Source organism: Salmonella sp. SAL4457 (genome assembly GCF_046548235.1).
GTDB lineage: Bacteria > Pseudomonadota > Gammaproteobacteria > Enterobacterales > Enterobacteriaceae > Salmonella > Salmonella enterica.
Map to the genome: position 1 here is coordinate 116,952 of NZ_JBGDZO010000007.1, position 13,293 is coordinate 130,244.

The following is a 13,293-nucleotide window of genomic DNA, read 5'->3' on the forward strand; positions in this document are numbered from 1 at the left end:
AACAGCGGTGTGCTTCAGGTCGGCGAGGGCGAGCTGGAAAATACGCTTTCCGGCAGCGGTTCGCTGGTCAAAACCGGTACCGGCGAGCTGACGTTAGGCGGCGATAACAGCTATTCCGGCGATACCACCATCGCCGACGGCACGCTGATTGCCGCCAACGTCAACGCGCTGGGCAGCGGCAATATCGACAACAGCGGTACGCTGATGCTGGATGCCAACGGCGCATTTGAGCTTGCGAACATCACCACCCATACCGGCGCCACGACCGCACTGGCGGCGGGCAGCACCCTTGACGCGGGCCAGCTCACCCAGGAAGACGGCAGTACGCTAAGTATTGACCTCGGCGCGGCCACCGACGACGCCGTGATTACCGCCGACAGCGTCACGCTGGGCGGCACTCTGAATGTTACCGGCATCGGCAGCGTTACAGACAGCTGGACGCCTGAGGCATACACCTATACGCTGATTGACAGCGACAGCGCCATTACGAGCGATTTCGACGATCTGACCATTGCAGGGATGAACCGCGAAGATGTTGACTTCCTGACTATCGACGGAAAAGTCGATGAAGCAGACAACACCCACTATGATCTGACGGCCTCCCTCTCCTGGTATGCGGACAGAGACAACGCCACTACCGACGCCCACGGCACCTTTACCCTGAGCGACCCTGACGGCAGCTTTAACGTTGCGGCTACACTGACAGACGTTGATGACACGCTGGATCCGGGTAGCAGATGGGACGGTAAATCGCTGACCAAAGAAGGCGCAGGCACGCTGATCCTCTCCGGCGACAACGACTACAGCGGCGGCACCACCATCAATGAAGGTACGCTGGTCGCCGCCAGTACGACGGCGCTGGGCACCGGTCTGGTAGACAATAACGCCACGCTGGTGCTGGACGTAGACGGTGAAGTCAGCGCGGTGGGCGGCATCACCACTCATAGCGGCGCGACGACCCAACTGGCGCTCGGCACCTCGTTGGATCTCGGCGACAGCGCGTTAATTCAGCAAGATGGCAGTACGCTGAACGTTGAGCTGAATAGTGACTCAGTGCAACCGCTGATCACCGGCGGCAGCGCCACGCTTGGCGGCGATTTGGTCGTCAGCGACGCCAGCCTGCAAGCGCGCGCCTCCGATGCGGAGTTCCAGTCCTTTAAACTGATGGATATGGACAGCGATATCAGCGGCGACTTTACCAGCCTGACGATGAACCTCACTGACCAGCCGGACTATCTGACCGTAACCGGGACAATCAATCCTGAAGATGCGTCAGAATATCTGCTTACCGAAGGGCTGAGCTGGAATGCGACCGCCACGTCAGCGACGCCAGCACACGGCACGTTTACTCTGGGCGCAGGCGACAGTTTTGAAGTCACCAGCGTACTGGGCGATAAAACCGGCAACGGCGACTGGGACGGCAAATCGCTGACCAAACTGGGCGCGGGTAAATTGACGCTGAGCGGCGCGAACACCTACACCGGCGATACTAACGTACAGGAAGGCACGCTGTGGCTGGCCGGAGACGGTACGATTGGCGAAGTGGGCAGCCAGCAGGCGGTGAACGTCGCTTCCGACGCGACCTTTGGCGGCAGCAATGGTACGACCGTTAACGGTAAGGTGACCAATGAAGGGACGCTGGTCTTCGGCGACAGCGAGGAGACAGGCGCTATCTTCACCCTCAATGGCGATCTGATCAACATGGGGACAATGACCAGCGGTAGCAGCTCCAGCACGCCTGGCAATACGCTTTATGTTGACGGCGATTATACCGGTAACGGCGGCTCGCTTTACCTGAATACCGTCCTGGGCGACGATGATTCGGCGACCGATAAGTTAGTCATTACCGGCGATGCCTCCGGCACCACCGATCTGTACATCAACGGCATCGGCGATGGAGCACAGACCACTAACGGTATCGAAGTGGTGGACGTTGGCGGCGTATCGACCAGCGATGCGTTTGAGCTAAAAAATGAGGTTAACGCCGGTCTGTATACCTACCGTCTGTACTGGAATGAAAGTGACAACGACTGGTATCTGGCGTCAAAAGCACAGTCTGATGATGACGACAGCGGCGGTGATGACACGCCTTCGGATGGCGGTGACGATGGCGGTAATGTCACGCCTCCGGACGACGGCGGCGATGGCGGCGATGTCGCACCGCAGTACCGTGCGGATATCGGCGCGTACATGGGCAACCAGTGGATGGCGCGCAACCTGCAAATGCAGACCCTCTATGACCGCGAGGGCAGCCAGTATCGTAACGCAGATGGCAGCGTATGGGCGCGCTTCAAAGCGGGTAAAGCGGAATCCGAGGCTGTCAGCGGCAATATCGATATGGACAGCAACTACTCCCAGTTCCAGTTAGGCGGCGACATTCTGGCCTGGGGCAACGGCCAGCAGAGCGTTACCGTTGGCGTCATGGCGAGCTACATCAACGCCGATACCGACAGCACCGGTAACCGTGGCGCGGACGGTAGCCAGTTCACCAGTAGCGGCAACGTAGACGGCTATAACCTTGGCGTCTATGCCACCTGGTTTGCCGATGCCCAAACGCATAGCGGCGCGTATGTCGACAGCTGGTACCAATATGGTTTCTACAACAACAGCGTAGAGAGCGGTGATGCGGGATCTGAATCTTATGATTCAACCGCTAACGCCGTCTCGCTGGAAACTGGTTATCGCTACGATATTGCGCTTAGCAACGGTAATACTGTCAGTCTGACGCCGCAGGCGCAGGTTGTCTGGCAGAATTACTCAGCGGATAGCGTGAAGGATAACTACGGCACCCGGATCGATGGTCAGGATGGCGACAGTTGGACAACGCGTCTGGGTCTGCGTGTTGACGGCAAGCTGTACAAAGGCAGCCGTACGGTTATCCAGCCGTTTGCTGAAGCTAACTGGCTGCACACCAGCGATGATGTGTCGGTATCGTTTGATGATGCTACGGTGAAACAGGATCTTCCGGCTAACCGTGCGGAGCTGAAAGTGGGTCTGCAGGCAGATATCGATAAGCAGTGGAGCGTTCGCGCTCAGGTTGCCGGGCAGACTGGCAGCAATGACTTTGGCGATCTGAACGGTAGCCTCAATCTGCGCTATAACTGGTAAGTTAGACAAAACCGGGCGGGTGTTCCCTGCCCGGTTTTGAGGCGAATGACAAACCGGTTGATCGTCAGATTATGGCTACACCTTATCCGACGTGGCGCGTAGGTTGGCTGAGGCGAAGTCGAAACCCAACATCGCGCTGCAAAGGGTGGGGGAGTGTTGGATTACGTGCCCGGCGTGACGGATTTGACTTCACTTTCAAGCCAGCCGTCCTCCAGTCTCGTGGTCATGATATCGCCTGCTTTGACCTGTTTGATCTTTTTCAGCACCTTGCCGTCCGTTGTCGTCGAAACCGTATAGCCGCGCGCCAGCGTGGCTAACGGGCTGACCGCTTCCAGATGCGTGACCGCGTTGCCAAAACGCTCGCGCTGTTCGCTTAACCGTGAGCGGATATTCTCCGTCAGACGATATTCCAGCTGTTGGATGCGCGACTGCGCGCGGTGAATGCGCGGCTGCGGATTTTGCTGGCTCAGGCGTTGACTTACGCGCTGTTGGCGTTGATTGGCCTGCTTAATCCTGGCCTCAAGCGCAAATCCCATCCGTTGGCGTAGACGTTCCAGCGCGGTTTGCTGACGGGCCAGACGCAGTTGCGGATGTTGCTGTTGCAGACGGTGAAAAATCTGCGTGAAACGGCGGCTGCGATTGGCGAGGTAGTAGTCCATCGCCATGCCCAGACGCTGCTGGGCGGACTGGATCTGACGCAACAACTCCTGCTGGTTACGGCTGACAATTTCTGCCGCTGCTGATGGCGTAGGCGCGCGCAGGTCGGCGACAAAATCAGCTATCGTGACGTCCGTTTCGTGACCGACGGCGCTGACCACCGGAATGCGGCTGGCAAAAATCGCCCGCGCCACGCGTTCGTCGTTAAAACTCCACAAATCTTCCAGCGAACCGCCGCCGCGTCCGACGATCAGTACATCACATTCGCCGCGCGCGTTCGCCAGTTCGATAGCACGAACGATCTGCCCCGGCGCGTCGTCGCCCTGGACTGCGGTTGGATAGATAATAACGGGCAGGGATGGGTCACGACGCTTTAGCACGTGGAGAATATCGTGCAGCGCCGCGCCGGTTTTCGAAGTGATCACCCCAACGCAGTGGGCCGGGGAGGGCAACGGCTGTTTATGCTGCTGATCGAACAAGCCTTCGGCCTGCAGTTTGGCTTTTAGCTGCTCATATTTCTGCTGCAACAAGCCTTCGCCCGCGGGCTGCATACTTTCGGCGATGATTTGATAATCGCCGCGCGGCTCGTACAGCGTAATGTTGGCGCGTACCAGCACCTGCTGCCCGTGCTGCGGGCGGAACGTCACCCGGCGATTGCTGTTACGGAACATCGCACAGCGCACCTGAGCGGTATCGTCTTTGAGCGTAAAGTACCAGTGGCCCGACGCAGGCTGCGTGAAATTAGAAATCTCGCCGCTGATCCATACCTGTCCCATCTCCTGTTCTAACAGCAGACGAACCGTCTGGTTAAGGCGGCTTACGGTAAAAATTGAGGAAGTTTGAGAGGATAACATGTGAGCGGGATCAAATTCTAAATCAGCAGGTTATTCAATCGATAGTAACCTGCTCACGGGGGATCGCAAGCACTATTTGCAAAAAAATGTAGATGCAACCGATTACGTTCTGTATAATGCCGCGGCAATATTTATTAACCTCCCAGGTGAGATATTGCCCATGCTACGTATCGCTAAAGAAGCCCTGACGTTTGACGACGTCCTCCTTGTTCCCGCTCACTCCACCGTTTTGCCGAATACTGCCGATCTCAGCACGCAGTTGACGAAAACCATTCGTCTGAATATTCCTATGCTTTCTGCGGCGATGGACACCGTGACGGAAGCGCGTCTGGCAATTGCCCTGGCCCAGGAAGGCGGCATCGGTTTTATCCACAAAAACATGTCTATTGAGCGCCAGGCGGAAGAAGTTCGCCGCGTGAAGAAACACGAGTCCGGCGTAGTGACCGACCCGCAGACCGTCCTGCCAACCACCACGTTGCATGAAGTGAAAGCCCTGACCGAGCGTAACGGTTTTGCGGGCTATCCGGTGGTGACTGAAGATAACGAGCTGGTGGGTATCATCACCGGTCGTGACGTGCGTTTTGTGACTGACCTGAACCAGCCGGTGAGTGTTTACATGACGCCGAAAGAGCGTCTGGTGACCGTTCGTGAAGGCGAAGCCCGTGAAGTCGTGCTGGCAAAAATGCACGAAAAACGCGTAGAAAAAGCGCTGGTCGTTGATGATAACTTCCATCTGCTTGGCATGATTACCGTAAAAGATTTCCAGAAAGCGGAACGTAAACCAAACTCCTGTAAAGATGAGCAGGGCCGTTTACGTGTCGGCGCGGCGGTCGGCGCAGGCGCGGGCAACGAAGAGCGCGTTGACGCGCTGGTGGCGGCAGGCGTTGACGTCCTGCTGATCGACTCTTCTCACGGTCATTCAGAAGGCGTGTTGCAACGTATCCGTGAGACGCGCGCTAAATATCCTGACCTGCAAATTATCGGCGGCAACGTCGCGACAGGCGCAGGCGCTCGCGCACTGGCGGAAGCCGGTTGCAGCGCGGTAAAAGTGGGTATCGGTCCGGGTTCCATCTGTACCACTCGTATCGTGACTGGTGTGGGCGTTCCGCAGATCACCGCTGTTTCCGACGCGGTAGAAGCGCTGGAAGGCACCGGAATTCCGGTTATCGCTGACGGCGGTATTCGCTTCTCCGGCGATATCGCCAAAGCCATCGCCGCAGGCGCGAGCGCGGTAATGGTGGGCTCTATGCTGGCCGGTACGGAAGAATCCCCGGGCGAAATCGAACTCTACCAGGGCCGTTCGTACAAATCTTACCGCGGGATGGGCTCGCTAGGCGCGATGTCCAAAGGTTCCTCCGACCGTTACTTCCAGAGCGACAACGCTGCTGACAAACTGGTGCCGGAAGGTATCGAAGGCCGCGTAGCCTATAAAGGTCGCCTGAAAGAGATCATTCACCAGCAGATGGGCGGCCTGCGCTCCTGTATGGGGCTGACCGGTTGTGCTACCATCGACGAACTGCGTACTAAAGCGGAGTTTGTGCGTATCAGCGGTGCGGGCATTCAGGAAAGCCACGTTCACGACGTGACCATCACCAAAGAGTCCCCGAACTACCGTCTGGGCTCCTGATTTTCTTCGCCCGACCTTCGCGTCGGGCGATTTATTTAATCTGTTTCACTTGCCTCGGAATAAGCGTCAATGACGGAAAACATTCATAAGCATCGCATCCTCATTCTGGACTTCGGTTCTCAGTACACTCAACTGGTTGCACGCCGCGTGCGTGAGCTGGGTGTTTACTGCGAACTGTGGGCGTGGGATGTGACAGAAGCACAAATTCGTGACTTCAACCCAAGCGGCATTATACTTTCCGGCGGCCCGGAAAGCACCACCGAAGAAAACAGCCCGCGCGCGCCGCAGTATGTCTTTGAAGCAGGCGTGCCGGTATTTGGCGTCTGCTACGGGATGCAGACCATGGCGATGCAGCTTGGCGGTCATGTAGAAGGTTCTAATGAGCGTGAATTTGGTTACGCGCAGGTCGAAGTGCTGACCGACAGCGCGCTGGTTCGCGGTATTGAAGATTCCCTGACCGCAGACGGCAAACCGCTGCTGGACGTGTGGATGAGCCACGGCGATAAAGTGACGGCGATTCCGTCCGACTTCGTGACCGTCGCCAGCACCGAGAGCTGTCCGTTCGCCATTATGGCCAACGAAGAAAAACGCTTCTACGGCGTACAGTTCCACCCGGAAGTGACCCACACCCGCCAGGGTATGCGCATGCTGGAGCGTTTTGTGCGTGATATCTGCCAGTGTGAAGCCCTGTGGACGCCGGCGAAGATCATCGACGACGCCGTGGCGCGCATTCGCGAGCAGGTGGGCGACGACAAAGTGATCCTCGGTCTCTCCGGCGGCGTGGATTCTTCCGTCACCGCCATGCTGCTGCACCGCGCCATCGGTAAAAATCTGACCTGTGTATTCGTCGACAACGGCCTGCTGCGTCTCAACGAAGCCGAGCAGGTGATGGACATGTTTGGCGACCATTTTGGCCTGAATATCGTTCACGTTCCGGCGGAAGAGCGCTTCCTGTCCGCGTTGGCTGGCGAAAACGATCCAGAAGCCAAGCGTAAGATCATTGGCCGTGTTTTTGTGGAAGTGTTCGACGAAGAAGCGCTGAAACTGGAAGACGTGAAATGGCTGGCGCAGGGCACCATCTACCCTGACGTTATCGAATCTGCGGCGTCTGCAACCGGTAAAGCGCACGTCATCAAATCTCACCACAATGTCGGCGGCCTGCCGAAAGAGATGAAGATGGGGCTGGTTGAACCGCTGAAAGAGCTGTTCAAAGACGAAGTGCGTAAGATTGGTCTGGAGCTGGGCCTGCCGTACGACATGCTGTACCGTCACCCGTTCCCGGGGCCGGGCCTCGGCGTACGCGTACTGGGCGAAGTGAAGAAAGAGTACTGCGACCTGCTGCGTCGCGCGGACGCTATCTTCATTGAAGAGCTGCGTAAGGCGGATCTGTACGACAAAGTCAGCCAGGCGTTCACCGTCTTCCTGCCAGTACGCTCCGTTGGCGTCATGGGCGATGGTCGTAAGTACGATTGGGTGGTCTCCCTGCGTGCCGTCGAAACCATCGACTTTATGACCGCGCACTGGGCGCATCTGCCGTATGATTTCCTGGGTCGTGTTTCCAACCGCATCATCAATGAAGTCAACGGGATTTCCCGTGTGGTGTATGACATCAGCGGTAAACCACCGGCTACCATTGAGTGGGAATAAGCCGATAATCCTTCCTGTGTTTTCATGAACAGGTAAAAGTGAATTTAACCCTCTGTTTTTGCAGAGGGTTTTTATTTATGTGCATAGATGAGTTTTCTGTGTAGTGCACAGCTTCTGACGGCAAAGCACTGCATCGACACAATAGTGGGTTTCACTGGCAGCACACAATCAAATCTGACAGTCGGCTTCGAGCGAGGTGCGGACATTGGTAGCCTCAACAACATGACTAGCATTGAGGTGTATTAATCAACGGGAAGCAGGTCAGTTTATTCCGCCAGCCCGACTTTTACGAAAGGGCTACCATGACTACGCGATTTTTTGATTAGCTTGCCTACGTATAATTCTCTGATTTCTGGTGATGCGATTCGTCCAACAAATTCTGAACGGTTGGTTTCGGGGGGGATGACCAATTCCCGGGTAAAGTATTGCTGAGAGCCTGCCTTCAACCAACACTGTATCTCGTAAACTTCCATCACCAAACCGCCGTAGGTGGCGTATGCAAATTGTAGGTTTTCATCTTTTGGTACTTTTGCCCAGACGCCACGCGTAGCTTCATATAATGCAAGTGCACTCATGCCAGACTTGTAGGTGCTGTTTAGCAAAAAAGCGAGCCCGGCATGTTCAGGTGCGATTTCCGTCTCTTGCTTAAGAAGAAGATGATTGAGCTCATCCAGCGTGATTCGCCCCATAAGGGAGCTGCTTCCTCGTACTTTGTTGGTCAGTTCTCCAACACCCAAGAGATCAATACATGTTGCTTCAACAAGCTTCGCGGTTGCCTCATCCATGCCATGGCGTAGTATGTCGATACCCAGATTTCCTGTTTTTAACAGATGATTAATTCGTTCTGATTTCGGAGAGTCATCATTATACTTTATATGATCAAGGCAGCGTTCTGACTTGCCTTTGCCTATATAAAACGGCTTTTTAGCTGCATCTTCAGTGTCATAAAATGCATAAACATAGAACTTAGCCATCCCTAACGCTTTTGAGTATTTTGAAAAATCTTTCAAACCTTGCTTCCTTAAGGCAAAAGTACTTAATTTTACTATCGGCACTTATAGTTCAGAACTTAAGCGCAAAACAATTAGCGTATAGATTGACCTGCGTCCATTGATGAATATGGGACAAAGTAAACAACGTCCGCTATTGGCACAGACCTGCCTGCCTGTCAGATTAGGTTTAGGTCTGTGCCATAGCTATGTCAGGTCAAATCTGAGCTAATACACATAAATGATTAGCAAAATCAGTTAAACCAGCCGCTTGCCTTTTCCTCACGGGCTTTACCTTCGCTTTGCAGCAGATCGCGACCGCCTTCAGATAGATTTCTGTTTGCATCAGCATGAGATTGAATAACATCTGTCTGGGCAGCTTTACTTTTCAGCTCTTGATCGATGAATTCATTTTCTCTTTTTACCCGGGCCTCTTCCCTGGCCAGCGCCAGTTTTTGTTTCTGAATTTCTAAACGACGAAGCTCATCTTCGTAGCTTTGATCGCGCGCTTTATCTTGCGCGGCTTCCGCTGCCAATTTTGCTTGCCGTGCTTTCCGTTCAGCTTCTGCCGCTTTTGCTCGCTGCTTAGCAACCGCTGCCGCATTGGCTTGCCTTTGTCTTTCCTGTTGAGCCTCTTGATCTCGTTTGGCTTGCAGAGCATCACGCTGTCTGTTTTCTTCATTTTTTCCTTGCTGTTCAGCCTGGGCTACCGCCGCAAGCTGATCCTGCAAAGAAGAAGATAAAACCGAGCCGCTTAGGGTGAATAAAACAGCGCCTAAAATAACTTTCTTCATAAAATCTCCCGATAGTTAGCTTTTCTCAGGACATTTCGTATTGGGTTGAATTCGCGTTTCGTTATCTTTGGTCGATATCACCATAGCCAGACCGGTGGTAAATTGGCACGTTTTTCCCACCTGGGTGGAGGTATAAACCTTCGTTCCTTCTTTGTAAGTCAAAGATACGGCTTCAACTAACGTTTTATCTTTAACTAATGAACCCGCCGCTGCGCCAACGGCTCCGCCGCCAACCGCGCCGGCAGTAGTACCCAAACCGCTACCTGAGCCCACGTTATGACCAGTAACGCCGCCCGCTACAGCCCCAAGAATTGCGCCGAAGGTCTGAGCGGTTTTTTTATTGGCGGTGTTATCTACGGCAACTTTCGCTGGCAAAACAGAGATAATATTGACGGTCTTTGTTTCTTGCTTCGCGTTTAACTGCCCGGTTTGGTAAACATCTGCGGCGTAGTCATCCGCATTGGACTGGCATCCGGCAAGAGAAAAAGAGGCAAACAAAACCAGAGGCAAAGCATTTTTTTTAAAATTCATCACAATTCCTTGTTTAGGTAATAACGCAAAAAGGAATGTATTTAAGACTAATCTTAAAAAAAGTAAACTATCGTTTCTTGTAGTTGATTGTTTTTTTACACTAAAAAACAAAGCATTAGATAATACGATGCTTTGTTTTTATCGGTTCATGCTAAGCCAGGGAAGGGGGTAACAGAGCGCTGGATAACACGGCAAACCTGTGACGATAATACCGCCATCACTATTTTAACGGATAACAGCTTAACGTTGTCCCGGCGTGGTGACAGAAAGCGATGACTGTTGCGCTTCTTTTTTATCCTGATGGTGCTGCCAGGCGCCGATAGAAGAGTAGACGAAACGTCCAAAGAAGAAGAGAAAACTGATAAGCAGTACGATACGGGTCATGCGAGTGTTAAATCGATGTCGTTTTCGCATACTGTTGGCCTGACTCACAAAGGGTTCCTTAACGTTGGCCCAGCGGTATGGGCGGGATCAGGCTGGGTTCTTCAAGGGTATTATCAAGGCGAAGAACGTAACAAGCCTGCGTTCACTCTACATTAAGGCATACTGCGAACCGATGGTCAATTCCTCTTAATGTAAAATTGCGTCAGTTGATTTATCTTATATTGTTATGGAAGATAATTTTAGTATTTACATTAATAATAAATTAATGATAACAAAGAATAAAAAGGCGAATAAAGGCTGCAGGAGAAAGGTAATAATTGACTTAAATCAAATGTTACTTTTGTTTAATAATTACAATCGATGACTATCGTGTGATGTATATCGCATCATCAATTTAAAGTCAGGTGGGATGCCTGTCTGTTAACGCCCCTTTGGGATTGGGGGGTTCTGCTGAGCATCTATGAAACTAAATAAAACTTATATAAATATCAGAGATAAATGGTGGGGACTACCGCTCATCCTTCCTTCGATTTTACTACCTGTTTTAAGTAGCGCAAATACTTATGCGCTTACCAGCACTGGAAATGTGGTTCTTTTTTACCTGCCGTTAGCTTATATGCTTAGCCTGATGCTCTTTTTCGGCTGGGCAGCACTGCCGGGCATTGTACTTGCTATCTTCTGGCGCAGATACCCGCAGACAGGGCTGTATGAAACCCTTTCTGTGACGATGCACTTTATCATTACTATCGTGCTAAGCTGGGGCGGCTATCGTGTCTTTTCCCCCCGGCGAAACAATGTTTCCCACGGCGACGCCCACCTGTTGTTTCAACGAATATTCTGGCAGGTATTTTGTTCAGCAACATTATTTCTGGTCATCTACCAGTTTGCCGCTTTTGTTGGCATGTACGAAAGCAAAGCCAGCCTGATGGGGGTAATGCCCTTTAATATCAACACGCTGATTAATTACCAGGCGTTACTGGTCGGTAACCTTGTCGGCGTGCCATTGTGCTATTTTATTATTCGTACTCTCCGCAATCCGCTGCACCTGCGGGGGTATTATCAGCAATTAAAGCTACAGATTGATAGCAAGGCCACTAAAAAAGAGATCGTTATTTGGCTGGCCGTATTGACTACACTAATGTTTATACTGTGTATGCCATTGACTGATAATAGTTCAATATTTAGTACCAACTATACGCTTTCGTTATTATTGCCGGTCATGCTGTGGGGCGCGATGCGCTATGGCTATAAGTTTATTTCAATTATCTGGGCCGTCGTGTTAATTACGTCGATTCATTATTATCAGCGTTATATGCCCTGGTATTCAGGTTATGATACGCAATTAGCGATTACCTCTTCGAGCTATCTGGTTTTTTCTTTTATTGTTAATTATATGTCTGTACTGGCCACGCGTCAGCGCGTAGTGAGTGGTCGCGCACGGCGGCTGGCCTATCTTGACCCGGTTGTACATCTTCCCAATTTACGTGCGTTAAACCGCGCGCTCCAAAATGCGCCCTGGTCTACGATCTGTTTTTTACACGTGCCGGGCCTGGAGCTATTGGGTAAAAATTATGGCGTCATGCTACGCATCCAGTATAAGCAAAAGCTCTCTCACTGGATTACGCCGATGCTGGCCTCAAATGAGTGCGTCTACCAGATGTCAGGGCACGACCTGGTGCTGCGTCTTAATACAGAGTCGCATCAGCAGCGTATTGAAGCGCTGGATAAACATATTAAGCAGTTTCGGTTTATCTGGGACGGACTGCCGCTACAGCCGCCTGTCGGCGTGAGCTACTGCTGCGTGCGTTCTCCGGTTAGCCACCTTTATCTTCTGCTGGGCGAATTAAGCACCAGTTCCGATCTTTCGTTGACGACTAACGCGCCGGAGGATTTACAGCGGCGCGGCGCAATGCACCTGCAGCGCGATTTGAAGGGCAGAATTGCGATGATGAATCGCCTGCAACAGGCGTTGGAGCACGATCATTTTTTCCTGATGGCGCAGCCTATTTTCGGTGTTCGTGGGGACGTTTACCATGAAATCTTACTGCGACTCAGGGATGACAACGGCGACGTTATCAACCCGGACAATTTTTTACCCGTGGCGCATGAGTTTGGATTGTCTTCCGCTATCGATCTCTGGGTGATTGAAAACACGCTGCGGTTTATGGCGGCCAGCCGGGAATATATGCCCGCGCATCGTTTTGCCATTAATCTGTCGCCAACATCGGTATGCCGCGCTCGTTTCCCTGCAGAAGTTAAGCAGTTGCTTACGCAATATCAGGTTGAACCCTGGCAACTGGTTTTTGAGGTAACGGAAAGCAACTCTCTCACCAATGCTGAGCAGGCGCAGTTGACGCTGGGACAGCTACAGCAGTTTGGCTGTCAGATAGCGATTGATGATTTCGGTACTGGCTACGCCAGCTATGCGCGGCTGAAAAACGTTGACGCCGATATTCTTAAAATTGATGGCAGTTTTATTCGCAATATAGTGTCAAACAGTCTCGATTATCAGATTGTGGCTTCTATTTGTCATTTAGCGCGAATGAAAAATATGCAGGTCGTCGCGGAGTATGTCGAGAGCGAAGAAATACGAAGCGTCGTGCTCTCGTTGGGGATCGACTATCTTCAGGGATATTTAATTGGCGAGCCGCAGCTATTATCTGAGATTCAGTAAAGACAGACGCCGCGGCGCGGCGTCTGAT

The 13,293-nt window shown here is 52.6% G+C and carries 10 protein-coding genes; 5 read left to right on the forward strand and 5 right to left on the reverse strand.

The window, feature by feature from the left end; all coding sequences use genetic code 11:
- A partial coding sequence (shdA, locus tag ACLJNW_RS19690) for a fibronectin-binding autotransporter adhesin ShdA (protein WP_410961059.1) occupies positions 1-3,108 on the forward strand: 3,108 nt, incomplete at its 5' end.
- A gap of 161 nt (positions 3,109-3,269) precedes the next feature.
- Here the strand turns inward: shdA and xseA are convergent.
- On the reverse strand, positions 3,270-4,619 hold the full coding sequence (gene xseA / locus ACLJNW_RS19695; protein WP_000953167.1) for an exodeoxyribonuclease VII large subunit: 1,350 nt from the start codon (positions 4,617-4,619) through the stop codon (positions 3,270-3,272).
- 160 nt (positions 4,620-4,779) lie between these two features.
- Between xseA and guaB the strand changes: the two genes are divergently transcribed.
- Together guaB and guaA are read left to right on the forward strand one after the other, a co-directional pair.
- Positions 4,780-6,246: an IMP dehydrogenase gene (gene guaB / locus ACLJNW_RS19700; protein ID WP_000944174.1), complete on the forward strand. Its 1,467-nt coding sequence runs from the start codon at positions 4,780-4,782 to the stop codon at positions 6,244-6,246.
- 69 nt (positions 6,247-6,315) lie between these two features.
- Positions 6,316-7,893, forward strand: a complete 1,578-nt coding sequence (gene guaA / locus ACLJNW_RS19705) for a glutamine-hydrolyzing GMP synthase (RefSeq protein WP_000138296.1) — start codon at positions 6,316-6,318, stop codon at positions 7,891-7,893.
- Between the two features lie 266 nt (positions 7,894-8,159).
- On the opposite strand, the gene ACLJNW_RS19710 is transcribed toward guaA, so the two are convergent.
- From ACLJNW_RS19710 to ACLJNW_RS19725, 4 genes are all read right to left on the reverse strand, one after another.
- The gene (locus tag ACLJNW_RS19710; RefSeq protein ID WP_000651379.1) at positions 8,160-8,903 is read right to left on the reverse strand and encodes an LEM-3-like GIY-YIG domain-containing protein; all 744 of its coding nucleotides are present in this window, start codon (positions 8,901-8,903) and stop codon (positions 8,160-8,162) included.
- A 233-nt stretch (positions 8,904-9,136) separates the two neighbouring features.
- Positions 9,137-9,676: a DUF5384 family protein gene (locus ACLJNW_RS19715; RefSeq protein ID WP_000755800.1), complete on the reverse strand. Its 540-nt coding sequence runs from the start codon at positions 9,674-9,676 to the stop codon at positions 9,137-9,139.
- 15 nt (positions 9,677-9,691) lie between these two features.
- Positions 9,692-10,207: a glycine zipper 2TM domain-containing protein gene (locus ACLJNW_RS19720; protein ID WP_001009636.1), complete on the reverse strand. Its 516-nt coding sequence runs from the start codon at positions 10,205-10,207 to the stop codon at positions 9,692-9,694.
- A gap of 240 nt (positions 10,208-10,447) precedes the next feature.
- Entirely contained in the window at positions 10,448-10,639 is a 192-nt protein-coding gene (locus ACLJNW_RS19725) for a YfgG family protein (RefSeq protein ID WP_000075924.1), read from the reverse strand.
- Between the two features lie 178 nt (positions 10,640-10,817).
- Here ACLJNW_RS19725 and ACLJNW_RS19730 point away from each other — a divergent pair, with 178 nt between their 5' ends.
- Together ACLJNW_RS19730 and ACLJNW_RS19735 are read left to right on the forward strand one after the other, a co-directional pair.
- The gene (locus ACLJNW_RS19730) at positions 10,818-10,955 is read left to right on the forward strand and encodes a hypothetical protein (RefSeq protein ID WP_001540598.1); all 138 of its coding nucleotides are present in this window, start codon (positions 10,818-10,820) and stop codon (positions 10,953-10,955) included.
- A gap of 96 nt (positions 10,956-11,051) precedes the next feature.
- Complete coding sequence (locus tag ACLJNW_RS19735; RefSeq protein ID WP_024154786.1) at positions 11,052-13,265, forward strand: sensor domain-containing phosphodiesterase; 2,214 nt, start codon at positions 11,052-11,054, stop codon at positions 13,263-13,265.
- Positions 13,266-13,293: the final 28 nt, after the last annotated feature.